The following is a 22,650-nucleotide window of genomic DNA, read 5'->3' as shown; positions in this document are numbered from 1 at the left end:
GGGCAGATGTCGGAAATCGACGAGGCCGAGATCGAGATCGATCCGGCCGAGGACGAGGATGGCGATGACGTCAAGGTGGAGGTGGTCAAGCAGACCGGTCCACCCGGGGTTCTGCGCGACCGCTTCACCATCCGTTCCAACCAGCCGCTGCCCGAACTGTCCACCCCCTCGGCCGACGCCTTCGTCGCCGAGGACAAGCGTGATCCCAGCCGCGCCCTGTTCGGTCTGATCTGCAAGCCCGAACTGCCGCCCCGCGTCAACGTGATGCGGGCCTTGAAGGGCGTGTCCTCGCCGGGCCTGATGCAGTTGGTGGAATGGGGGCCCATGAACTGGCCGCCCGCCGGCCGCCAGTGCATGACGGTGGTCTACGAACGCCCGGCCGGCAACCGGGTGATGAATTCCATGCGCTCGGACGTGCCGCGCATCGACGAGTACCAGATCACCAAGCGGGTGATCGAGCCGCTGACCGCCGCGCTGAAGGAAATGGATTCCCGCGGTGTTCCCCACCGTTCCATCCGCCCCACCAACCTGTTCTTCGCCGACGGCAACGGCGAGCGCCTGGCCTTCGGCGATTGCGTCTGCACGCCGCCGGCCTTCGATCAGCCCATCCTGTTCGAGACCATCGAATCGGGCATGTGCACCCCCATCGCCCGGGGCAGCGGCAATCATACCGAGGATTTCTATTCCCTGGGCGTCACCATCGCCTTCCTGATTCTCGGCCGCAATCCGGTGGCCGGCATGAACGACGACGCCATCCTGGCCGCCAAGATCCAGCAGGGCAGCTACAACATGCTGATCGGCGACGAACGTCTGCCGCTGCCCCTGATCGAGCTGCTGCGCGGCCTGCTGTGCGACGACGGCGACCAGCGCTGGGATGCCGAGGACCTGGATCTGTGGCTGTCGGGGCGGCGCATGTCGCCGCTGCAGCCCCGGGGCGAGAAGCGGGCGGCGCGCGGCTTCCCCTTCATGGGCAAGGAATACTTCAACGGCCGTGAACTGTCCCAGGCCATGTCCAGGAACTGGGATCAGGCCATTCCGCCGGTGGTCGAGGGCAAGCTGGAACTGTGGCTGCGCCGCGCCGTCGAGGACAAGGACAAGGCCAACGTGGTGGCCGAGGTGGTGCGCATGGCGCTCAACTCCTCCACCGACAAGAAAAGCTCTACCGACCTGATGCTGTGCAAGGTCCTGATCCTGTTGGATCAGGCCGCGCCCATCCGCTACAAGGGCTTCAACGCCATGCCCGACGGCTTCGGCTCGGCGCTGGCGGCGGTGATGGCCAGCCGGGGCGACACCCGGCTGCTGACCGAGATCATCCTGCGCGAGGTGCCGCGCCTGTGGTTCGAGATGCGCGGCGAGTACCAGCCCGACAACTCGCTGATGGAATCCAACTTCAAGGAGTTGCGCTCCTACCTGTCGCAGACCGGCATGGGATACGGGCTGGAACGCTGCCTGTACGAGCTGAACGACGCCCTGCCGTGCCAAAGCTCGCTGTTGGGCGAGGAATACGTGGTCGAGGTCAAGGAATTGCTGCCGGCGCTCAACGTCGCGGCGTCCAAGCGGACCGACGGCAAGCAGATTCCCGTGGACCGCCACATCGCCGCCTTCCTCGGCGCCCGCATGCGCTCGGACATCGACCGCAACCTCACGGCGCTGAACGATTCCAACCCCAGCGTCGCCATGATGGGGGCGCTCAACCTGTTCGCCGTGCTGCAGTACCGACTGGGGCCGGAATCCCTGCCGGGCCTGGCCGCCTGGGTCGGCGTGATGATCGCTCCCATCGTCCAGGGCTTTCACGGCCGCGAGAAGCGCAAGGAACTGGAAAAGGAAGTGCCCCGGCTGGTGCGCAAGGGCTCGGTGGTGGAGATCTACAACCTGCTGGAAAACGTCGATGAACGGGTCCGCGACGAGCAGGAATTCACCTTTGCCCAGGCCCAGTACGCGGCGGCCGAGGATGAAATCAAGCACATCTTGCTGGAAACCGAGGAGCGCGCCGCCGAGGCCGACAAGATCGGACGCCAGACGGCGGCGGTGACCGGCATTCTCATCGCCATGATCACCGCGTCGGTGGTGGTGATTTCGGCGGTTTTTTAGGGCGCTCCGCCTGAGCTCGCCTGCCCGCGGCATTGCCATCGGCGGGCCGTGATGCCATGCTTCGCCCCATGGCGAAGAAAATGTCGGCAGTGGAACAGGCGCGGGCGGCGGCGGCGGCAAAGAAGAGGGCCGGTGCCGGCGGTGTCGGAATCAACAAGGGCGTGGTCCTGATGGTCCTGGCCGCCCTGGTGCCGTTCTCGCTGCCCACCGTGGCCCTGGTGGGCTTCGGCATGCTGCCGACCCTGGCCTCGTGGGCCACCGAGAAGGGCCCCAACAAGTATGCCTTCCTGTGCGTCGGCGGCCTGAACTTCGCCGGCGTGTTTCCCTACCTGTTCACCCTGTGGTTCGGCGTCCATACCCTGGACGAGGCCATCCGCATGCTGACCGATCCCGTCATGCTGATGACCGCCTACGGCTGCTCCGCCATCGGCTGGGGCATCTATGCCGCCATGCCGCCCATGGTGGCCAGCTACCTGGCGGCCAGCGGCCAGCGCCGGGTGAACAACCTGAAGGCGGCGCAGAAGAAGCTGATCGAGGATTGGGGCGACGAGGTTTCCAAGAAGGGCTGAGGCGGCGGTCCGGCCCGAGAGGATTCACCACGAAGGCGCGAAGGGTCACGAAGGGAGAGGGCTTTCCTTCTCCTGCCCTTCGTCCTTTCCGCACGGAAAAAGCCCCCGACCATCGGCCGGGGGCTTTTTCCATCGTCTCTGAAGGGGGGCTTATACCAAGATGCACTGATCGGAACCGATCAGTGCATCGCCCTCAATCGCCGGGCGCCACCTGCGGCGGCTGGGCTCCCGCCGCATAAGCGGCGCGGCCCTTTGGGCCTATCCAAACTGCGATGAGTCACGCTCATCGCAGTTTGGTATTACGCCCGGTTCTGGGACTCGGCCAGGGCGGAGGCGGACTTCACCGACTTCTGCAGCTTCTCGAAGGCGCGCACCTCGATCTGGCGCACCCGTTCGCGCGAGATGCCGTAGCGCTGGGACAGGTCCTCCAGGGTGGCGGGCTCCTCGGTCAGGCGGCGCTGGATCAGGATGGCCCGCTCGCGGTCGTTGAGCGAGGCCAGGGCGCTGGTCAGCAATTGCCGGCGCTGGCCCAGTTCCTCGCGTTCGCCCAGCTCGGTCTCCTGGTCGTCGTGGTCGTCCACCAGCCAGTCCTGCCATTCCCCCTCGCCCTCGGCGCGGACCGGCGCGTTCAGCGAGTGGTCGGGGCTGGACAGCCGCCGGTTCATGGTGATGACCTCGTCCTCGGTGACGTCCAGCTTGGTGGCGATCATGGCCACGTTCTCGGCGGACATGTCGCCTTCCTCGATGGCCTGCATCTGGCCCTTGAGCTTGCGCAGGTTGAAGAACAGCTTCTTCTGGGCGGCGGTGGTGCCCATCTTCACCAGCGACCACGAATGCAGGATGTATTCCTGGATGGCGGCGCGGATCCACCACATGGCGTAGGTGGCCAGCCGGAACCCCCGTTCGGGGTCGAAACGGCGTACCGCCTGCATCATGCCGACATTGCCCTCGCTGATCAGCTCGCCCAGCGGCAGGCCATAGCCGCGATAGCCCATGGCGATCTTGGCCACCAGCCGCAGATGGCTGGTCACCAGCCGGTTGGCGGCCGGCAGGTCGCCGTGCTCGCGGAAGCGCTTGGCCAGGAGGTATTCCTCCTCGGGCGGCAGCATGGGGAATTTGCGGATGTCCTGAAGGTACCGGGTCAGGTTGCCTTCGGGCGCGAGCGACAGACTGGAAGCGATTGCCGTCATCGTCTCATCTCCTCTTGCGGCGCGGAGGGTTTTCCCTCGTTTGCGGACCGGCCCATCAAGAGGGGTCCGTCGTCACCGGTTGATGAGACGATAATGTCATAGCTCATGGCTCAAGTATAGGCGTTTTTTATAGAACCTCTAAAATCTGGATTAGTTGATTGATATCAAGTGGTATACGGCTTTCGAAACGAACATCATATCCTTTAGTAGGATGGGAAAAACCAAGTAGGTAGGCATGAAGGGCCTGGCGCGAAAAACCGGTCACGGCTTCCCTCACCTCAGGTGGTAGGACCACTCGCCGGCTACCGCGAATGCGCCCATAGACGGGATCGCCGATCAGGGGGTGGCCGATGCTGGTCATATGGACGCGAATCTGGTGGGTGCGTCCGGTGGCCAGCCGGCACTCCACCAGACTGACGGCGCCGCTGGCGAAGCTCCTCAGCACCCGATAGCGGGTCAGCGCCGGCTTGCCGCCGGATTTGACCACGGCCATCTTCTTGCGGTCGTGGGGGTTGCGGCCGATGTTGCCCTCGATCTCGCCCTGGCGGGGAGTGGGGGTGCCCCAGACCAGGGCCCAATAGGCGCGTTCCAGGGAATGGGCGGCGAACTGGTCGGCCAGGCCACGGTGCGCGGAATCGGTCTTGGCGGCGACCAGCAGGCCGCTGGTGTCCTTGTCGATGCGGTGCACGATGCCGGGCCGCCGCACGCCGCCGATGCCGGCCAGGGATTCGCCGCAATGGGCCAGCAGGGCGTTGACCAGCGTTTCATCGGGATTGCCCGGCGCGGGGTGGACCACCATGCCGGCCGGCTTGTCGATGACGATGAGATCCTCGTCCTCGTAGACCACGTTCAGCGCGATGTCCTGGGCCTCGGGCTCGGCGGGGGTGTCGGGGGGCACCTGGACGGCGAAGCTCTGGCCGGGTTTGACCCTCAGCGAGGCGTCGGATATGGTCGTCCCGTCCAGGTTGACCCGGCCGTCTTCGATCAGCGCCTTGATGCGGGTGCGCGACAGCTCCGGCAGGCGGGCCGCCAGCCAGCGGTCGAGCCGGCTGCCGGCCTCGTCGGCCTCGACGGCGGCGGGGGTCAGGTGCCGGGTCACGGGACGGTGCGTCCATGAACAGGGATTGAAGCTGGAACCATGAGAGCGATCAAGGCGTTGGTGGTGTTCCTGGGGGTGCTGCTGCTGGCCGGTCTCGGCCTCCTCGGCTATGGGCTTTACAGCAAAGCGCCGATGAAGGGAACGCCCACGGCCGCTCCGTCGGCTTCCGGCCTTGCTCCGGTGGCGGAATTCGGCCAGCTGGCCGTGCCGGTGCCCGCCGGATCGCGGGTCGAGCAGATGGTGGTGGCCGGCGAGCGGGTGGTGCTGCGCCTGTCCGGCGGCGGGCCGGAACGCATCCTGGTGCTCGATCCCGGCCAGGGCAAGGTGGCGGGCAGTTTCGCGCTCACCCCCGAGCCGGCTGTCCGCTAAAGGGCGGAGGAGGGGCGCATGCTGATCCTGTCGGCGGAGCAGATGGCCGACATCGCCACCGCCGCCGAGGCCGCCTGGCCGGCCGAAGGCTGCGGCCTGCTGATCGGCCGGGGCCGCCGGACCGTCACCGTCACCCGGGTGATGCACGCCGAGAATCTGCTCAGGGCGGACGGCAACGACCGCTTCGAACTGGACCCGGCGGTCCGCTTCGCCGCCGAGCGGTCGGTGCGCGGCACCCCGGAGCGGGTGGTCGGTCATTGGCACTCCCACCCCGACGGCAGCGCCCGGCCCTCGGCCACCGACCTGGCCCAGGCCTGGGAGCCCGATCTGCTCTGGCTGATCGTCGGAATCGCCGCCGACCGCCAGGGCCGCCCCCAGACCATCCAGATGCGCGCCCACCGCCTGGACCGCGACGCCGGCAAGGTATTTGCGGTCCGCCTGGAAACAGCGGAAAAAAGGGCTTGCCAGGCCGCCCGCTTTCCGACATAAAGCGGGCCTCGCGCCTCGACGTCCCCATCGTCTAGAGGCCTAGGACACCGCCCTCTCACGGCGGCAACCGGGGTTCGAATCCCCGTGGGGACGCCATTCTCTTAAAGAAAACTGGCTCTATAGATATGACGTAGCCTTGGAAATCCAAAGGCTTTGCGCGGTTTTCGCATGTCTATGTGCTGACGCGGGCCTGCCGAAAATGGGCCAAATTCTCTCTCTATAGCGGTTTTTTCTCCATACCTATTGACACGCCGATTTGTATCAACAGGTCGGTAAGTCGTTGTATTTGCGGCGATGCAAGAAATATGTTGCGGCGTGTAGTTTGGGCGGGTTGATGGGGGTGGATGGAGTCTGGTGGCGGAAGAGTGCGGGCCAGCAGCCATCGCCCGCTTTGCCAGGAATATCTCCGCTACTGGCATGACAATCTGCACACTTTATGGTAGATGCTGTTGCGGATAAATATCGCGGTGGCGACCATGTTTAACCTCTTGATGTTTAATGTTGATTGGCCGTCTGGTCGGGTCGTCATCCCCATGGCGCGGATGTTCGAGTACACCGATGACCATATTGCAGACCAATTTCGGCGCGATGGTAGCCCCCTATTGGATCGCCTGACCACACTGCCGTGCCTCTTCTGCGAAGAGGGGACGACAGATGAGCTTGCTTACGTTGGCCAGATCAACCGAACTCGAATTAGCGGCAGCGACCTGTCTCTGGAGGTCAGTTTTGACCCAGAAGTGCCGACGCTGCAAAACTGCATGATCTACGCGAATCGTGGGGAACTGGACATGCCCCGTGATTTCGAGTTTTCGCGGAACCATTGGGCCGTGAAGGAAGTAGACCTTTACCGCTTCCTGCTCAGAAATGTGCGGCCCCGCCGTCAACGCCCGACGGTGTTTCAGATTCCAGAGCACGAAAACATTGAGCCGACCCTCGCGTCGGCAATGATGCCCTTCGATGCAGGGTTCAATCCCGTGTACGACAGCATCAAGCTAGCCGCTGAAAACGTGGGTCTTCGGTGCCGACGGGCTGATGATATCTGGGAGAATGCCGCCATCATACAGGACGTAGTTGCCCTCATCGACCGATCCCGGATCGTCATCTGCGACTGCTCAGGTAGAAATCCGAACGTGTTCTACGAGGCGGGAATCGCCCATACGCTCGGGCGCGAGGTTATCCTCATTACTCAGAGCGAACACGACATTCCGTTCGACCTGCGTCACCTTCGCTACGTCCGGTATCACAACAACGGAGAAGGACGCGCAGCCCTGACTAAAGCCCTACAAAGCAGGATGCAGACGCTCCTCGGGCACTGACGAAAATCGGGCAAATATGGATGCGGACTTACCTGGGAAAGCGGAGAATTTGACAATGGAAGTGTCGCATAGAGACGTGATTGCGATCTGTCGACATCCGGGATGTGGCGAGCGCATCCATGTGTCGATCGGCCGCTACCCAGGTGGCATGAATGATCGCGGCGGTTTCGTCATCGCGTGCGATGGTTGCGGAACGAAATCCTTCATGCGTGTAGCCAACCCTCATGACGCATCTCGAGTAGTCAGCGGAGGGACGGTCGTCGGCGTCTGGGATGACGATCTCGAAAACATGGGTGACGTTCTTACTGCGCACGGCCTTTCTACCGGCGACGAACTCTCGGACAGCATGCTCGTTATACAGAGCGGTCAAAAGGACGACCATGGTATGTTCGACTTGGCGGAGCGGGCAATCTACACATGCCCCGCGTGCGGTGAGGATATTGAGAACACAGCTTATCAGGAACTCGCGCGGGCACTGAATGCCGTCAACGATGCGCTTGGGCGACACATCACCGCCTACTTGAAGGGGTACGAGACCAAAGCGGACGCTATCCGAATCACCCTTGAGGCTCGATGCGGCTGTTCTGCACACGATGTCTCGTTCGTCCATGATTACGTCGAGGCCGACGATTTCCCTAATAAGGCGTCGAAGTTCGTCCTAGCAGGGCCTGATGATACGACGCAATTGACGGACGTTGACGGCATCTATTCGCGGGACCAGTGCATCGAGATATTCAAGAAGCTTCTCTTAAGATGGCGAGCCAGAAATCAAGTCGTCATGCTGGTGGTTCCGTTCATCGGCCTGGACTATCGCGGTCGTGAAGAAGACCGGATGGACCTTTGGAATCTCGTCCTGGGGCACACGGATCCGCGCCGGACCATACTCGTCACGCGACGCGGAACCTGGAACGGCTTCCTGAAGGCGGCAGAGCACACTGGCCTGGATATCGCCACGCTTCGAAAGTTCGGCATCCTCGCGCCAATGCTGGAGCAACTTCATTCGGACGACGCATTCTTCAAGCAGCAGTCACACGCAAAGTTTTACGCCGCAATTGGTCTGGAAAAAACCGAAGTTCTGAGCGGATCATTTAACATCCATAGCGGTGGTTATGCCGAAAATTTAACTTTCAGGGCATATGAAACGGCCGATTTCGTTCGGAGATACCTGTTTCCGCTAGGCGTCACGTTCGACCTCCGCCAGATCAGGGATGAACGCCAGATTCTCAATATCCGCATCCAAGGTGAAGCAGTGGTGTCGAGTGTCTGCGAGAAGGCTGCATAGCTGACGGCTCGGACGAAGGCGATACGCAATCATACCAATATTGCGACGATCCAACTGCGTGGGGTGCCCATCAAGCGAGAGCCGGCCGCTTTCTTGTGCAATCCAATATGTGGTGGAATAACTCACGCATCCAGACTTAACCCCCGCCTCTGCTCCGTCCAGTCCACTGGAAAGGGCCCCAGCAGCGTCCGCACTGTCAGTCTCTCAGGCTGACGCCCCGCCAGAATAGCCTCAACAATATCTGGGGCCAGCAGGGTGAGCCGCAGGACGCGGCTGGCGAAGGCGCGGTCCACCCGTTCGGCCTTGGCCAGTTCATTGATCGAGGCGTGCTGCCCGGATTCCAGCATGCGTCGCCAGCGGAAGGCTCGTGCCAACGACCGGACAATAGGGTTGTCCACTGGCACCCGTGTTTCCGGGTTATAGAGGCTGCCATCGGGCAGGATGATGCGCTTGCGCCCACCGATGCGGCGGAAAGTCATGGGCACGAACACGGTGGTGGTCATGCCGCCGCCCTCCGCCCCTTGGCGGGTTTCAGTTCCCCGGCAAGCAGGGCCAACCCGTCGGTGCGCAGGCTGATATTGATGCCCTGGGGCGAGAGATCGACCCGTTCGACCAGAAGCTGGACGATGCGGGCCTGCTCGGCGGGAAACAGTTCGTCCCAAAGGGGATCAAGCTGGCCCAGAGTGGTGGCGATCTCCCGCTCGGTCATCGCCTCGCTCTCGGCGCGGACACTTTTCCATGTGCGAGCCACCACCTCCGGCGTGCGCAGCAGCGAGCGCAACTGGTCGATCACCGCGTTCTCAACCTGGGCGGCAGGAACGCGTCCCACCGGGCAGGCATCGGGGCCTTCCTTGATTACGTTCATGGTGACGTAGTAGCGGTAAAGCTTCCCGCCCTTGCGGGTATGGGCGGGCGTCATCGCCCGACCGCCAGGGGCGAAGATGAGCCCCTTCAGCAGCGCCGGGGTCTGCGCTCGGGTGCGGCTCGCGCGAGTACGCGGACTGACCTCCATCACGGCGCGGACCTTGTCCCACAGGGCCTGGTCGATGATCGCCTCGTGTTCGCCGTCATAGGACACGCCCTTGTGGACCGCCTTGCCGATATAAAGCGGATTGGCCAGCAGCTTATAGAGGCCGCCCTTATCCAGTTTCTTGCCCCGACGGGTGATGCCCTCCTCGGCCAGTTCCTTGACCAGCAGGGTGGCGGAGCCGATTCGGATGAACCGCTCGAAGATCATTCGCACGGTGGCGGCTTCATCCTCGACCACCAGCAGCTTGCGGTCGGCGCAACGGTAGCCGAACGGCACCGGCCCGCCCATCCAGATCCCCTTGCGGCGCGACGCCGCCACCTTGTCGCGGACACGTTCGCCGATCACCTCGCGCTCGAACTGGGCGAAGGACAGCAGGATATTGAGCTACTCCCCGTTGGCTGGACAGATTTCGGGGAAGTTTAAGCTACTCTCCGGGCCTGCTGATCGGTTTGGTTGATGGTGTTCCAGTAGACCACGGCAGGGGTTCTGCCGCCATGGGCGGCGTGAGGCCGTTGGTGGTTGATGTCGGCGCACCAGACCTGATTGGGCCGGTCGATCCGCAGGCCCCGCAGCAGGTAGGGATAGGTCTTGTGGCCCTTGGCGGGCTTGCTGGTATTGGGCTTCTGGTAGATCGGCATCAGGCCCATGAGCCGCATCAGCCGCCGGACGCGCTTGACGTTGACCGGATGGCCCTCGTTCTGGAGATGCCAAGCCATCTGACGGACACCATAGAACGGCGTCTCCAGGAATTGGCGGTCGATCTGCCGCATCAGGTCCAGGTTGGTCTCCGTCTCGCCCTGGGGCTCGTAATAGAACGAGGAGCGTGCAATCGACAGCAGACGGCATTGGGCGCCGATCGACAGCGCCGGGTGTTTCGGCTCGATCATGGTCCGCCTCACTTGCCGGTCCACGGCTTGAGCTTTCGAGACAAAAAATCGTTGGCCACGGCCAGCTCCCCGATCTTGGCGTGCAGGGACCGTACCGTGTCTTCGTCCACCTCGGCCTTCTTCTTGCCGCCGCGTTCGAAGATATCAGCAGCCCCGTCCAAAAGGGCCTTCTTCCATTGATGGATCATGGTCGGATGGACGCCGTAGGCGGGCGTCGTGTTGTTGGAATTAATCCGGCCTGAAGCAGTGCCGCGAGATTTATTTTCCGCCCCAGTCCCAAAGCCTCCCACCCATCTGATGCAGGCACTGGATGCGGTCAATGCCAAATTTGGTCGCGGAGCTTTGGCATTTGGGCTTTCACGGCAAGATGCTCCATGGAAGATGCGCCAGGAGAGGAAAAGCCCGTCTTATACGAGTCGGTGGGAGGATATCCCGAGGGCGTCGCTGGATGCCCGGTGCCTATGATTTCGGATCAGAGGATGTCCAGAGAACTCCACTTGGCCACATCCCTCATCCAGAGATTGATACACATGGCTAGCCGTGAGGCAGACCGAAGGCCTGTGGACTGCCCTCGGACGGCACATGTAGAAGCCCGCTCCAGGCTTTGAACGCCCCCACCTGGCAGCCCATAAAGGTAGGTCAAAACCACCCGAAGCGAAGGTAAGTTACGTTTCCCCGTCATCAGACGTGACAGAACCGGTTGCGCGGCTGTACCATCCGCCTTATAAGTCTCGCGCTCAAAAAAATCGCTTCCCAAAAATGAGAGCGAGTTTAGTACCGAGCGTAAGAGGGTCGAAAGGCTTTTCAATGGACGAGAATAAGAGCGGCTTGTCGAAGGAGCAGGTTGAGAAGATCAACCGTCCCTATGCGCATAACACCGCCCCGGCCACCGATTTTCGCCGCGTTGCCGAAGTTCTGCATAGCAATGCCGCTGGTGAGGGTGCTGCATGGGGAGCTGTTGCGCAAATGCTCTCAAAGGCACAAGATTAGTGTTCGATACTGCCGATCTTGAGGCTGTCAGAGAGGCATTCTCTGCAGCACGAAACCGTGTTGCCGAAGATTGGGGCTGCCAAATAGTGGCGGACTGGGAAATCGTCGAAGAGGTGGCCCGGAAGGCTAGCGCGCACCTTACGGCCATTCCCGGGATAGATTTCCCAAATCCTTACAAGGTGGCGGGTGCTTACGCATTCTGGCTGCGGAAGCTTAAGCCCTTTCGCGTCTTTCGCCTTGCCCATTTCGTGGAGATGATGGATGAGCACAAGATCGCTCATCCGTTTGGTAACCAAAGCCCAACCACAGCTAACCCGCTTTGGCTTTTCGTCAACGAGTTCGTGGCGATGCGCCTCGCCTACGCGATCTTAGCGGCGGATGGTATCAACCTGGAAATCAAGCCAGAGTTGGTCCATGACCTGATCGTCTCACTACGTCATCATTCGATATCCCCTAACGCCATGAGGATTATGCTGGAAAGCATGTCCTCATAACGTTGAAGGGGGCATCGCAGCACCGATATCCTGCCGGCCTGGGCCTGGGCGCACCGATAGTTGAGGGTTTCCGCCGAGCCAGCCGACGAATTACAGCCTTACCGTCTCCCACCGGAATGCATGCGTTACATTCCGGTCATTGGGCAGTTGATGTGATTAATCTCACACGGTCCGTCATGGCCGTATTGACGGCATAGGATGATGTAGATTCCATTCGGATCCCCAAAACACAAAATGCGGCCGACCAGGGTTTCCCCCCGGTCGGCCGCGTCGTGCTCAATCTGATTTGAACTATCTGCCAATCGGCGGCGCCTGCGCCAGCAATGTGCGGGTCTGCTCCGAATCCGCCGAACCGCCGAACTCGAAATCGAAGGCGGTGGCGAACTTGCCTGCCAGCAGCGTCACCACCGAGATGATGCAGCCGCCAACGGCGGTGTTGCCGTCCACATGGCCGAACACCATGAATCCAATCCCGCCGACGATGCCCGCCCCAGCCGTCACCAGCAGGACGTTGGCGCGGGTGTTGCTGCGCCCGGTTTTGATGAATTCGGTGTCGCGGGCACGGGCATTCTGGCGGTCGGCCAGGGTCGCGGTCAGGGTGGTGAGCGCACCGGCCATCTGCTGCATGCGTTCGGCATGGGCGAATGCCTGAGCCTGGGAGCGAAGCTGGAATACCAGATTGGGGTCGGTCAGCGCCTCGCGGGCCTTGTCGGGATCGTCGGTGCCGGTGATGGCGCGGACGGTGTCGGCCAGCTTGCCGACGGCCTTTTCGGCATCGTCGCCGAACAGGCTGGCGATGTCCGGCACAACGTCCAGCGCCACCTTGGCAAGCCCGACGACGGGATTGGCCGCGATGGCGGCGGCATCGCCGAGCAGATCGAGCAACTTCACGGTCAGGCCCTCCCCAAGCACGTCGCCGTGGTGGCCGACCACCTCACCGCCCTGGCCCCAGCGGGGCATGTCGTGGGTGATGGCGACCAGATCGCCGTAGGTGGGGATCATGCCCTCCAGCTCGGTGCGGAAGGTGACCAGGCGGCGGCGGTAGCGGTTGTTGGCGGCGATGTAGAGGCCTTCCCGCTGGGCATGGTCCTTGGCCGTGCAGCCGAACAGGTTGACCTTGGCCGGACTATCGCCCTGGCTGTCGGGCAGCTTGGCCGTGGTCTCGTCGGGCTTCCAGGTCCGCGACGAGAAATACTCCACCGTCACCGCGTCGGCGGTGTCCTCGCCGGGCATGACGTATTTGATCTTGAACGAGCCCTTGACGATGTTGCGCGGCCCGAACATGGCCACCGGCATGGTCTGGGGCGCATCACGGATGATGCGGACGATGCCGCCCTGCTGGATGGGCACGGCCCGGCCGCAGCGGGCAATACGGGTCAGGGCTTCCCACACCGTCATGCTGGTGTCGAACACCGCGTCGAAGGAATCGCCACGCCCTTGCCAAACGGCATCCAGGGTGGCAAGAGCCTGCAGGTCGATGCGGGCATCGGCCAGCTTGCCGCCGTACTGGGCCTTGCAGGCATCGGCGAACGCCCAGGCGATGGAACGGGTCGGCTGAGGGGCCGACCAGCCGCTGGACGGGGACCACACCGGCAGCTTGCGGGTGGCGATGACGTTGATCATGCGGCTGGAGCGCTGGGTCAGGTTGTCCGTAGCCCGCATCTTCACCGCCAGCAGGGTGACGGCGCCGAAATCGGGCTGGCCGACGAGAGTGGCCCGCAGCGCCGCCCAGCGGATTTCATGCCCGGCTCGCTCGGCGGTGTCCTTGGTATCCAGGCGCTTGAGGCGCACCTCGTAACGGCCCGGACTGACCGGATAGCGGAAGGACAGACGGATGGGGGAGTTGGTGGCGGCGGTTCGGCTTTCATTGCCCAGCACCGACCACTGGGCCAGCGGATCGCCGTTGTCGTCGATGGGGCGGGTATCGACGCGCCACTGAACCGTGCGGGCATCAAGGCTGCCGGAATCGTTAGCGTAATAGAGGCCGCGCGGCATCACCACGTCGATGCCCAGCGCCCCCGCAGAAGTGTCCACCGGGTTGGCGGTGAACGGGCCGACGAAACCGTCGGCGCCGGAGGCCACCAGATTGGGGGCTATCAGTTCCTGACCTGCCACCTCGGCGGCGGTGATCACGTCGGGGTCGAACAGCGTCACCTCGCCGCCGGGCGGCACGATTTCGGTCTGCACCTCCTCGAAGGAGGAGATGGGGGTGTCCTCGATCCGGATTTGTCCGATCTCGTATTCGCCCTGGCCGACGACGTGAAGCTGATAGAGGAACTGCTCGCCGCCCACATAATCCTGGTACGGCTCGCATGCCAGGTCGGGATAGATCAGGTGGCGGCCATAGATGACCGGGATGGGTTGGCCAAGTCGGGCCTGGTTGCCCTGGGCCTGCAGGCTGTAGGTGGGGCTGGCCGCCGGAATGGCGCCGCTGCCGCCCCAGCTCATGGAGGGGATGGAGGGCTTGGGGGCCGGGACCACGGTGTTGATCAACGCCGTGCCGGCCAGGGTGATGGCTCCCGCGCCGATGGCGGTGGCGGCTTCCATGGTCAGGCCGATGCCGGCCTCGGCGAAGGCGGAGCCGACATAGGGAGCCAGGGCCGCGCCGCCATAGAAGGCCGCCACCATCACCGCGATGGTCAGCACCACCCGCATGGGGTTCTTGCCCCCGCCACCACCGCCGCCGCCACCCATGGGCCAGCGGATCACGGTGACGATGTCGCCCGCGCCGATCACCCGCAGGGCATAGACGTCCGCCGACACCATGTCGGTGCCGATGCGGATTTCCGGCCCGGTGGCCCAGCTTTCCGCGGCGATGCCGCATTCCAACAGCAAGGCCCCTACCGTCATCCCCGCCTCGACGGCATGGACGGAGCGACTGGTCACCGGCTCGAACGGATTGGTGACGATAATGACGGAAGCATTCATGGCGAAAACCGGTAGAAGCCCTCGATCGCCCAGCCATTGAGGCGCAGCGCGTCGGGGCGTTGGAACACCACCCCAGAATCCTCGGCGCAGTGCAGGACGCCGCCGCCATCCAGGGCGAGCCAGACGCCCACATGGATGGGATGGCGGGAGCGGCGCAGCAGGACGCAATCGCCTTCCTGCGGCACGTCGACCTTGACCCAGCGCCGCCGTTCCGGGTGATCGCGGAAGATGCGGCCCATGGCGAGGGTATCTTCGGGATTGGCGATGTCGGGCAGGACCCTCCCGAAATGCTGGGCCTGCACCATGCGGACGAATTCCCAGCAATTGAACAGGTCCGGCCCCCGGCCATGGGGTGACCATGGCAGGCCGATCATGGCGGCAGCCCAATGCATGAATTGCCTCTTCGGGAACGGGGTCCAGGGACAAGTCCCTGGCGGGTGCAGGGCAGCGCCCTGCGGCAATTACCGCGCCAATCCGGGAAACCGCCGGGCGGTGTGCCGTCCGCTTGCTCCAGGTGCAGCTTGAACATCACACCACCTCGACATTGACGTCGGCGAGACCGGAGAAATGCCGGAAACCGAGCTTGATCTTGAACCTGTCGCCGGGCCCCAGGCCCAGGGCGCCGACCTTGAACGAGGCCATCCCATCGGTCAGCCGAACACGCCGCATGGGCAGATAGCCCCCGGTCTCGGCCAGATAGAGATCGCAGACGGCCGAGGAAATCAGCATTCCCTGCCGATCCACGACCTGGATGGGGATCGTGGTATAGCCGTCGGCGACAACCTGCACGGCACCGGCTACCTTGACCCGCGGCAGTACCGCCGAGCGGGTCGCCTCGACCTCCTGCTCGACCGGGCTCTGGTCGATGACCAGCGGCCAGTCGGGATGTGTCATGATGTGCAAGGCGCAGTCCGCGAAGGTCGATGACAGGAACGGTACGTAGACGTGCAACGGCGCCGTCTCCATGTTTCGCGGACTTTCCTCCCGGTCACGCCGGGTTATGGCTGTCTCGGCGAAACGGTTGAACCAGATTCCCAGCGGTTTGTGGATATCGAACGGATCGAGGGTGGAGCACCAGAACCCATAGTCAGAGAACTCGCGGCGACCCTGGATCTCGGCGAAATCAAAAATGACCGGGGGCGAGACGATCAGGTCTCGCCCGGCCAGGACACCGGCGACCGAGGCTCCGTCTATTTTGCTGTCCTCGGAATGCGTGCCATCAACCCATTGCCGGTAGACCGACGCGGTGAAGCCGCCTTCGGAAAGGCTGACGATGAAGCCGACCCGATAGCCAAGCCGTTTGGAGTAAGCGATGAGCATGACGGCGTCTCTATCCCATGCAATTGCAGTTGCAGTTTTTGGTCGTGTAGAGAACCACCTGCGTCCCACTCGACCCCAGGGAGACAGAGGTGTAATTGCCGGCGCCATCGCCGCCGGCGGAGGTTCCCGCCGATTGCAGGGCCGTATAGCTGGCGGCTTTGAACAGCGTCGCCAAGTCGGCGCCGCTGGCGATCTGGAAGCCGGTGGCAGCGGCGGTGCCGCTGGACTTGAAGACGGTGCCGGCAAGCGGGCCGGTCATGGAATCGCCGGTCTTGGCGACACGGGTGGAGAGATCGATGGCCGGCAGCACGGATGCGGGAAGCTTGCCGTCGGCCTGAACGTCAGGGATGGCGCCGGGGCCAGTGCCGACATTGCGGGCCGCCACGCTGCCCAGCACGCCCGCCTGGATGTCGGTGGCCTCGACCTTGCCGCCGCCTTTCAGCAGCTTGCCGGTGGCGCCGTCAAAGCGGACGAGATCACCATCCGCCGCCCCGACGGGACCGTTGACGTCGCCGCCGCCGACATAAAGCTCGTAGGCATCGCCCGCCCCATTGACCCGGATTCCCTTGAGGGCGTGGGCTGGGGCCACGTCGGGGATCTTGGCCGCGCGTTCGCTTGCCGTGGCGGCGCTGCCGGCGGCGGCCAGGGCGGAAGCCGAAGCGGCCTGGGCGCTATCGGAAGCGTCGGCCACCTTCTGGTCCAGTTCCGCCCGGCTGGCGGCGATGGCAGCCTCGTTGTCGGCGATGGTCCCGGCCACGGTCTTGACCGGGCCGTTCTCGGTCTCGACATTGGATGCCGCATCGCCGTGGACGATGGCGTGCAGCTTGGCGCTGGCGGATGCCGCCTTGTCGACGGCCGCCTGCAGGTCGGTCTGCATGGTCATGAAAGGCTCCTACCAGGAGAGGGGGCCGGGAAGGCTGATGTGGACCAGTCCATGCAGCCGGTCGATGGTGGCTGACAGCGCCGCCATGTCGGACTCAAGGGCGATGGCCAGGGCGTCCGGAGTCAGCGTCGGCCGCTCGCGGATTTCCAGTTCCGAGGTGATTTCCCACAGGACACGGTTCGCCGGCTTGGCTTCGAACTGGCGGGTGAAACGGGCCTCGTGGGTGGTGAGCCCGATGCCGCCCAGCAGGTCGATCGCGAACCAGGCTCCGCCTTCCTGGGCGTGCCAGCGATACCAGGCCTCGAACAGGGCGAACTGTTCCGGCTTCATCCGCCAGCGCACGGACAGGCGTGACGGCACTTGGGTGAAGCGCCGCCGTTGCCGCGCCGGTCCTGCCTCCATCTCGGTACGCAGGATCGCTTCGCCCGGGCGGATGCCGTAGCCCTGGATGGACGGCAGGGGCAAGGTGGCGGGCCATGTGGTCGTCATTTCCACCGCTCCTCGCCTCTTGGTTCATCGATAGCTTCCGGCGGCCGGGTTGAGGCCATAGCGGTGTTCCAGCACCGGGGCCATGCCTTCGCCGCGGGAGAGGCGGCGGCTGATCCGTCCCTCGATTTCCTCGACGAAGATGTCGATCTGGATGCGGCCATCTCCGCCTTGGCTCCATTGCGCCTTGGCTTCGGCATTAGCGGCATTGTTGTGGACGGTGATCTGCACTTTGGCGGCATCGGGACGGGACAAGGCCGCGCCCAGCAGACGGTCGGCATTGTTCATCTGCCGGGGCGTGAAGATGCCTTCGCCGTCCTGGGCGATGATGGGCCGCTCACCCCGCAGGATGCCGCCAGCATGATAACGCGGCGCCCCAGACCACAAGGTGGGATCGACCCGGCGGCTAAAGGTCGGCTTTCCACCCACCATGCCGCCGGCATGAAAGCCGCCGACCGGAGCCTCGGACATCAACGGCCCGACATTGGAGGCATTGTCATAGACCTGCACCGCGCCGGAACCACCGGCAAAATAGCTGCCGATGCCGGTGAGTAAGCTGCCAAACAAGCCGCCTTCGGCCCCGCCGAAGAACGGTGTGACCACCGCCATACGCCAGGCGGCGCGCAGTGCCTCTTCGGCCAGACTGTTGAATAGATCCTGCCCGGCCAGCTTGCCGGTGGTGGCCCATTTGACGAAAGCATCCTCGCTGGCCCGCAGCGCCCCAGACATGGCCCGCTCGGCAGAGGCAGCTGCATTGCTGGCTTCGTCGGCATAGGCGCGGGCGGCACGGATGGCGCCATCCTGCCAGTCGCGGCTGGCGGCCAGTTTGTCCTGCTCCAATTCCCGATAGCGGCGAGTATAGGCTTCCTCCGACAAGGCCCCGCTGGCCCGCTGCTCGTTGAGCTTGGCCAGTTCGTCTTTGAAGCGCAGAGTGGCGTCATAGGCCAGATTGGTCTGCTGAGCCTCGTCCTTGACCGCCTCGGCATATTGGCGGGATCGGGCGGCCCGATACTCGCCCGCCTGGGGATCGTCCTCGGCCAGCTTATGGCTGCGGGCGAACTTGGCCACGTCGGTGTCGATGGTCACGTCGCGGGCACGATTGCGGTCGCCGCTGCGCAAAGCCTCGGCCAGTCGCATTTGGGCGTCGATCTCGCGCTCCAGATCGGCGACGGCACGAGCCGCTTCGCTGTTGGCGCGGGACTTCTGCACCTGGGCATAGGACTGAGCCAGTTCGCCATTGGCGTCGGTCAGACCCTTGGCCGCCTGCTCGGCCAGCCAGTTGGTCCGTTCCGCCAGAATGATGTCGGCCACCGAGCCCTTTGCGGCCTCGGCCAGGCGGTCATTGGCGGCGGATTCCTGCTCCAGCGAGCGGATCAGGCCGTTCTTCTGCTCCAGCAGCTTGGCGTCGTCGATCCGGCGAAGCGCCTGGTCATAGGCGGCGACGGCGACACCGCCGTTCTTGAAAGCGAATTCCAGCACCTTGGCGGCACGGGCGGCGTCGATCTGGGCACGGCCACCGTCGCGGGCGGCTTGGGCGAGGCGCTCCTGGCCACGGGCCTGGATGTCGAGGCCCAGAACCTCGGCCTGAGCCTGGGCGGACATTTCGCCCGCTCCCTTGGCGGTGGCTTCGCGGGCCAGAAGCCCGCGGATTTCCTGTTCCTTGGCCGGGGTGCGATAGACGCCACCTTGCTGGAACAGTTCCTTTTCAAGCTGCTTGAATCCTTTGGCGGCGTCGTACTGGGCCTTGGCGCGGGCGAATTCGGCATTGCCGGCGGCGCGGGCGGCATTGAGCTTTTCCTGCCATTCCACCTCAAACTTCAGGTCGGCCAGTTTCTCCACATAGGTGGGCTCGCGCTGTTCGGCGCGGATCTGATCCCGCTGCATCTTGGCATGGGCTTCCATGCCCGCCCGCTTGCGGGTGATCTCGTCGAGATCGTCGGAAATGACCTGGCGCTCCGCCAGCAGACGGCGCAGTTCCTCGTTTTCCTGCTTTAACGCCTGCACCACCACCGAATGGGTGCCGGCCGGCAAAGGCTTATCGAGCGCCTGCTCGCCACCAAGGGTGGCGATGCGCTTGTCCAGGGCGGCCAGGCGGGTTTTGAGGGAATTGTCCCCCGGCGTCAGCGATTCCAGCGCCGCCGATCCGGCATTGGCGCCACCCGACAGGATGCCGCGCAGCCAGGGAGCATTGGTGAAGCCCTGCCAGGCGTTGGCCATGCGGGTGAAAGCCCGCTCGGCGGTGTCGGCACTCTCCAGGGCCGCGGCATCAAAGCCCCGGAGAGCCTTGATCAAGGTGTCGCGGAAGAAATCCGCCGTGACCTTGCCCTGGGTCACCATCTGGCGGAACCCGCCCGAGGGCAACCCGGCGGCACGATCCAGGGCCTGCAGCAGGCCCGGCATCGGCTCGACGATCTGGTTCAGTTCCTCCGCCCGCAACGTGCCCGACGACAGCCCCTGCGCCAGACCGAACAGGGATTGCTCCAGCTGCTCGGACGACGCCCCCAGCGCAATGGCGGTGGACTGGAAGCCCTCCAGCAGGGCGCGAGATTCGCCCGTGGTGATGATCCCTGCCTTCTGCAACGCCGCCAGCCGGGAATAGGCCCCGATCACCGTTTCCAAGGCGGTGCCGGTCTTCTGCGCTTGGGCGTAGAGATAGGTGGTGGTTTCGGTCAGGGCCGCGGCGCCCACCAGCCCCTTCAGCCGGGCCTCCAGGCTTTCCACCTTGATGGTGGAATCCACCATGGCCTTGCCGAACAGGCCGATAGCCGCGCCCGCCGCCAATCCGGCTGGTCCCAGCGCCATCATCACCGAACCGATGGGGCCGAGGCGCGAGGCGAAAGCCGCCATGCCGCCCTGGATGTCCTGGCTGGCGGCATTGATGGCCAGCAGTGATCGTGAAGCCGGTTGCGCCGCCTCTTCGATCCGCGCCAACGCCTTTTGGCCGTCCTCGCCCAGTTTCAGCAGGGCACGGCGGACGGTTTCGCCGTCCTGGAGGGACAGGCGGATGGAGACGGATTTGGTGGCCATGGGATCAGGTCTCGGTTTGAACCTTGGCGGCACCGGCCACCATTCCCCGCTCGGCGAAAGGCAGCAGCCGCGCCAGCAAAGGCTGGTCGTAACCCAGCGCCTGGGCCTGGATCAGCAGGGCCGGAAGGTCGAGGCCGGTGATGCCGCCACGGGGGCTGAGGCGGATGGTGCCGAAATTGCCGGTCAGCAATTCCCAAGCCTGCCAGCCCGCTTCGGTCAGGGGAGCGTTGTGGTCGTAGGGGCAGTCGCAGTTTCCGCCGCAGCCTCGGCAGTATTCCGGCCCGCCGCCGAAGTGCCATTCGGCGCGGGCCTGGAGACGTTTCCCTCGGCGATCACCGCTTCATGAGTTTCGGTGTATTGGACGACGAAGCCCTCCGCCATGCGGGGCAACTGCATCAGCTCGGCGATGGCGGCATCGGTGATCTCGGCGGGCTGGTCATCGCCGTCCAGCACGCCGTCCCACTTGGTGATGGCCGAGCGGGCCAGACCCTGGGCGAACAGCATCTGAGACAGCCCGGCCAGTGCGTCCTCGTCGGACAGATCCGGCAGACCGGTGATATCGGCCCCGGCAGCCTTGAGATCGGCATGCTCGGCGGCGATGGCGCGGGCCATGCGCCAGCCCCTGGCGCGTGCGGCCTCGTACACCGCCGTGGTCAGGGGACGGACGAACACCCGCACGCCATGGGGCAGATCAATCCAGTAGGGTTCCTTGGGAATGGTCAGGCGGATCATGGTCAGTACCCCGCCACATCGTTGACCAGGGTGACGCGCAGCAGATACCCGGCCACCGGGTCGCGGGCCGCCCGCCAGTCGTAGCTGGCCTGGATACCGCCGGGGCCTTTGATCTCCTGCTTCTTCTTGGGCAGGAAGACGCGGGGCAGATGGAAGGTCAGGGCAAAGGCCGAACCGGGGATGGTGAAGCCGTATTCCATCTCCACCGGGCTCTCGGCGGCGATGGCGGCGGTCAGTGTGGTGTCGGTGCCGAAGCGGATGTCCACCGAACCCTCGGCGGTGGCCTCGGTCTCATCCACGCCGTCGATCAGGCCGTCGGCACGGATGGTCTCGACCCGTTCCAGATTGTTGGAAAACGACAGTTTGCCGCCCACCACATTGGCCAGTTGCCCGCCGCCGACCCGGATGGTGCCGCTACCCTGGTTGAACCGCTTCAGGGCGAAGGTTGCCGGGGTGGCATCGATAGTGGCGGCGGCTTCGGTCTCGCCCTGGGCGATTACCCCGATGCTGGCATTGGCCGCGCCGGAGCGGGCCATGTCGAAGGACAGCTTGTCCAGCTTGGCCCCGCCGTGGCGGAAGAATTTCGGCACCGCCAGTTGGGTATGACCGATCTCGATGGCGAGGCTGGGCAGCGTGCCGCCCGAGGTGAAAACATGGTCGAAGGTGCCGTCACTGTTATCGGCGGTGGCGGGCGCGCCGAACAGGCCCTTCAGCCAGAAGCCCAGCGCCCGCACATCCAGCGGCACGCCGATATCGCCCTCGTCCTTGATCGCCTCATAGAAGGGGTCCTGGGCATCGCGCCCCTGGCCCAGCAGCGGGTCGTAACCCAGCGGACGCTCGGCCCCCAGGCTGCACTCCTTGAACGACAGCCGGGTGTAGCCGTCGGCCGGAAGCGTGCCGTAGCTCGCCTCGAAGGCAGCCAGCAGCATGCAATCGGCGCCGTAAGCGCGCGTCTTGCCCATGTCAAAGCTCCGATTGGAAAGGATCAGCCCAGCGGGTCGTCGCTGGCGTAATGGATGGTGACCGGCACCGTGGCGCCGCGCAAAGAGGCGGCGCCGTCGATGGCGAGGCCGGAGGTCTTGGGGGCGCCCCAGTCCAGCCATTCCGCCAGACCGCCGAGGGAGCGATCGGTGGACAAGGCCGCGCCCACCGCCATCAGCAAGGTGTCGAGGGCGGCGCTGTCGTCACCCTGGCCGCGCTGGAGGATGACCTCGATCTCGGTCTGGTGTTCCCATAGGTAGGAGACTGGCGACAACACCACTTCGGGATCACCGGGATCTCCGTCGCGTAGGATGATCAGCCCACCGAAGGGAACCGTCTCGGGCAGCGTCGCTTCCCGCTTGGCCGTGGCATCGGGCACGGCCTCCAGCCGCACCAGCAGGGCGGCAAGGATCTGTTCGCGGATGGACGGCATGGAGCCTCCCCATGATTGTTCGCTGGCACCCCACACATTTGATTGCCACGGCAA

Annotated in this window: 25 protein-coding genes and 1 tRNA gene; 10 read left to right on the top strand and 16 right to left on the bottom strand. The window is 64.3% G+C overall.

Features of this window, described 5'->3' with window-relative positions; translation table 11 throughout:
- The first annotated feature begins 6 nt into the window (after nt 1-6).
- Nucleotides 7-2,091: a protein kinase family protein gene (locus ACV4UZ_RS06685; RefSeq protein WP_491600126.1), complete on the top strand. Its 2,085-nt coding sequence runs from the start codon at nt 7-9 to the stop codon at nt 2,089-2,091.
- Nucleotides 2,092-2,171: 80 nt separating this feature from the next.
- Nucleotides 2,172-2,660, top strand: a complete 489-nt coding sequence (locus ACV4UZ_RS06680; RefSeq protein WP_491600125.1) for an acyl-CoA synthetase — start codon at nt 2,172-2,174, stop codon at nt 2,658-2,660.
- A 299-nt stretch (nt 2,661-2,959) separates the two neighbouring features.
- On the opposite strand, the gene rpoH is transcribed toward ACV4UZ_RS06680, so the two are convergent.
- Both rpoH and ACV4UZ_RS06670 read right to left on the bottom strand, forming a co-directional pair.
- Nucleotides 2,960-3,850 carry an RNA polymerase sigma factor RpoH gene (gene rpoH, locus ACV4UZ_RS06675; RefSeq protein ID WP_491600124.1) on the bottom strand — a complete coding sequence of 297 codons (891 nt, stop codon included), beginning with the start codon at nt 3,848-3,850 and terminating at the stop codon, nt 2,960-2,962.
- Between the two features lie 127 nt (nt 3,851-3,977).
- Nucleotides 3,978-4,949 (bottom strand): RluA family pseudouridine synthase, encoded by a 972-nt coding sequence (locus tag ACV4UZ_RS06670; protein ID WP_491600123.1) that lies wholly within the window; start codon nt 4,947-4,949, stop codon nt 3,978-3,980.
- Between the two features lie 39 nt (nt 4,950-4,988).
- Here ACV4UZ_RS06670 and ACV4UZ_RS06665 point away from each other — a divergent pair, with 39 nt between their 5' ends.
- The 5 genes from ACV4UZ_RS06665 to ACV4UZ_RS06645 all read left to right on the top strand — a co-directional run bounded on the left by ACV4UZ_RS06665 (nt 4,989) and on the right by ACV4UZ_RS06645 (nt 8,405).
- A complete protein-coding gene (locus ACV4UZ_RS06665) occupies nt 4,989-5,318 on the top strand; it encodes a hypothetical protein (protein ID WP_491600122.1) in 330 nt (109 codons plus the stop codon).
- A gap of 18 nt (nt 5,319-5,336) precedes the next feature.
- Entirely contained in the window at nt 5,337-5,807 is a 471-nt protein-coding gene (locus tag ACV4UZ_RS06660; protein WP_491600121.1) for a M67 family metallopeptidase, read from the top strand.
- Nucleotides 5,808-5,827: 20 nt separating this feature from the next.
- A tRNA-Glu gene (locus ACV4UZ_RS06655) sits at nt 5,828-5,903 on the top strand.
- Nucleotides 5,904-6,274: 371 nt separating this feature from the next.
- Nucleotides 6,275-7,123, top strand: coding sequence for a hypothetical protein (locus ACV4UZ_RS06650; protein ID WP_491600120.1), 849 nt, complete (start codon nt 6,275-6,277; stop codon nt 7,121-7,123).
- 55 nt (nt 7,124-7,178) lie between these two features.
- Nucleotides 7,179-8,405 (top strand): hypothetical protein, encoded by a 1,227-nt coding sequence (locus ACV4UZ_RS06645; RefSeq protein ID WP_491600119.1) that lies wholly within the window; start codon nt 7,179-7,181, stop codon nt 8,403-8,405.
- A gap of 122 nt (nt 8,406-8,527) precedes the next feature.
- On the opposite strand, the gene ACV4UZ_RS06640 is transcribed toward ACV4UZ_RS06645, so the two are convergent.
- From ACV4UZ_RS06640 to ACV4UZ_RS06625, 4 genes are all read right to left on the bottom strand, one after another.
- Entirely contained in the window at nt 8,528-8,908 is a 381-nt protein-coding gene (locus tag ACV4UZ_RS06640; protein ID WP_491600118.1) for a hypothetical protein, read from the bottom strand.
- Nucleotides 8,905-9,780, bottom strand: coding sequence for a recombinase family protein (locus ACV4UZ_RS06635; protein WP_491600117.1), 876 nt, complete (start codon nt 9,778-9,780; stop codon nt 8,905-8,907). Before ACV4UZ_RS06635 ends, ACV4UZ_RS06640 begins: the two co-directional genes overlap by 4 nt.
- A 74-nt stretch (nt 9,781-9,854) precedes the next feature.
- Nucleotides 9,855-10,322, bottom strand: coding sequence for an IS3 family transposase (locus tag ACV4UZ_RS06630; protein ID WP_491600116.1), 468 nt, complete (start codon nt 10,320-10,322; stop codon nt 9,855-9,857).
- A gap of 8 nt (nt 10,323-10,330) precedes the next feature.
- The gene (locus ACV4UZ_RS06625; RefSeq protein ID WP_491600115.1) at nt 10,331-10,510 is read right to left on the bottom strand and encodes a hypothetical protein; all 180 of its coding nucleotides are present in this window, start codon (nt 10,508-10,510) and stop codon (nt 10,331-10,333) included.
- 109 nt (nt 10,511-10,619) lie between these two features.
- On the opposite strand from ACV4UZ_RS06625, the gene ACV4UZ_RS06620 reads away from it, so the two are divergent.
- The 3 genes from ACV4UZ_RS06620 to ACV4UZ_RS06610 all read left to right on the top strand — a co-directional run bounded on the left by ACV4UZ_RS06620 (nt 10,620) and on the right by ACV4UZ_RS06610 (nt 11,806).
- Nucleotides 10,620-10,787, top strand: a complete 168-nt coding sequence (locus ACV4UZ_RS06620) for a DUF4113 domain-containing protein (RefSeq protein WP_491600114.1) — start codon at nt 10,620-10,622, stop codon at nt 10,785-10,787.
- 342 nt (nt 10,788-11,129) lie between these two features.
- Entirely contained in the window at nt 11,130-11,312 is a 183-nt protein-coding gene (locus ACV4UZ_RS06615) for a hypothetical protein (RefSeq protein ID WP_491600113.1), read from the top strand.
- A complete protein-coding gene (locus ACV4UZ_RS06610; RefSeq protein WP_491600112.1) occupies nt 11,312-11,806 on the top strand; it encodes a hypothetical protein in 495 nt (164 codons plus the stop codon). The genes ACV4UZ_RS06615 and ACV4UZ_RS06610 overlap by 1 nt, the downstream gene beginning before the upstream one ends.
- Nucleotides 11,807-12,097: 291 nt before the next feature.
- On the opposite strand, the gene ACV4UZ_RS06605 is transcribed toward ACV4UZ_RS06610, so the two are convergent.
- From ACV4UZ_RS06605 to ACV4UZ_RS06560, 10 genes are all read right to left on the bottom strand, one after another.
- A complete protein-coding gene (locus ACV4UZ_RS06605) occupies nt 12,098-14,734 on the bottom strand; it encodes a host specificity factor TipJ family phage tail protein (protein WP_491600111.1) in 2,637 nt (878 codons plus the stop codon).
- Nucleotides 14,731-15,126 (bottom strand): NlpC/P60 family protein, encoded by a 396-nt coding sequence (locus ACV4UZ_RS06600; protein WP_491600110.1) that lies wholly within the window; start codon nt 15,124-15,126, stop codon nt 14,731-14,733. The genes ACV4UZ_RS06605 and ACV4UZ_RS06600 overlap by 4 nt, the downstream gene beginning before the upstream one ends.
- A 136-nt stretch (nt 15,127-15,262) precedes the next feature.
- The gene (locus ACV4UZ_RS06595) at nt 15,263-16,054 is read right to left on the bottom strand and encodes a hypothetical protein (protein ID WP_491600109.1); all 792 of its coding nucleotides are present in this window, start codon (nt 16,052-16,054) and stop codon (nt 15,263-15,265) included.
- A 10-nt stretch (nt 16,055-16,064) separates the two neighbouring features.
- Nucleotides 16,065-16,937 (bottom strand): hypothetical protein, encoded by an 873-nt coding sequence (locus ACV4UZ_RS06590; RefSeq protein ID WP_491600108.1) that lies wholly within the window; start codon nt 16,935-16,937, stop codon nt 16,065-16,067.
- A gap of 9 nt (nt 16,938-16,946) precedes the next feature.
- A complete protein-coding gene (locus ACV4UZ_RS06585; RefSeq protein ID WP_491600107.1) occupies nt 16,947-17,426 on the bottom strand; it encodes a hypothetical protein in 480 nt (159 codons plus the stop codon).
- 24 nt (nt 17,427-17,450) lie between these two features.
- Nucleotides 17,451-20,450 (bottom strand): tape measure protein, encoded by a 3,000-nt coding sequence (locus tag ACV4UZ_RS06580; protein ID WP_491600106.1) that lies wholly within the window; start codon nt 20,448-20,450, stop codon nt 17,451-17,453.
- A gap of 4 nt (nt 20,451-20,454) precedes the next feature.
- Nucleotides 20,455-20,640, bottom strand: coding sequence for a DUF7697 family protein (locus ACV4UZ_RS06575; RefSeq protein WP_491600105.1), 186 nt, complete (start codon nt 20,638-20,640; stop codon nt 20,455-20,457).
- A 26-nt stretch (nt 20,641-20,666) separates the two neighbouring features.
- On the bottom strand, nt 20,667-21,182 hold the full coding sequence (locus ACV4UZ_RS06570; RefSeq protein WP_491600104.1) for a hypothetical protein: 516 nt from the start codon (nt 21,180-21,182) through the stop codon (nt 20,667-20,669).
- A gap of 2 nt (nt 21,183-21,184) precedes the next feature.
- On the bottom strand, nt 21,185-22,144 hold the full coding sequence (locus ACV4UZ_RS06565; protein WP_491600103.1) for a phage tail tube protein: 960 nt from the start codon (nt 22,142-22,144) through the stop codon (nt 21,185-21,187).
- Nucleotides 22,145-22,167: 23 nt separating this feature from the next.
- Nucleotides 22,168-22,596, bottom strand: a complete 429-nt coding sequence (locus ACV4UZ_RS06560; protein WP_491600102.1) for an acyl-CoA transferase — start codon at nt 22,594-22,596, stop codon at nt 22,168-22,170.
- Nucleotides 22,597-22,650: the final 54 nt, after the last annotated feature.

Source organism: Paramagnetospirillum sp., from assembly GCF_058402745.1.
Note: the sequence above shows the minus strand (reverse complement) of the source record. Positions and strands in the feature narration are given on the sequence as shown.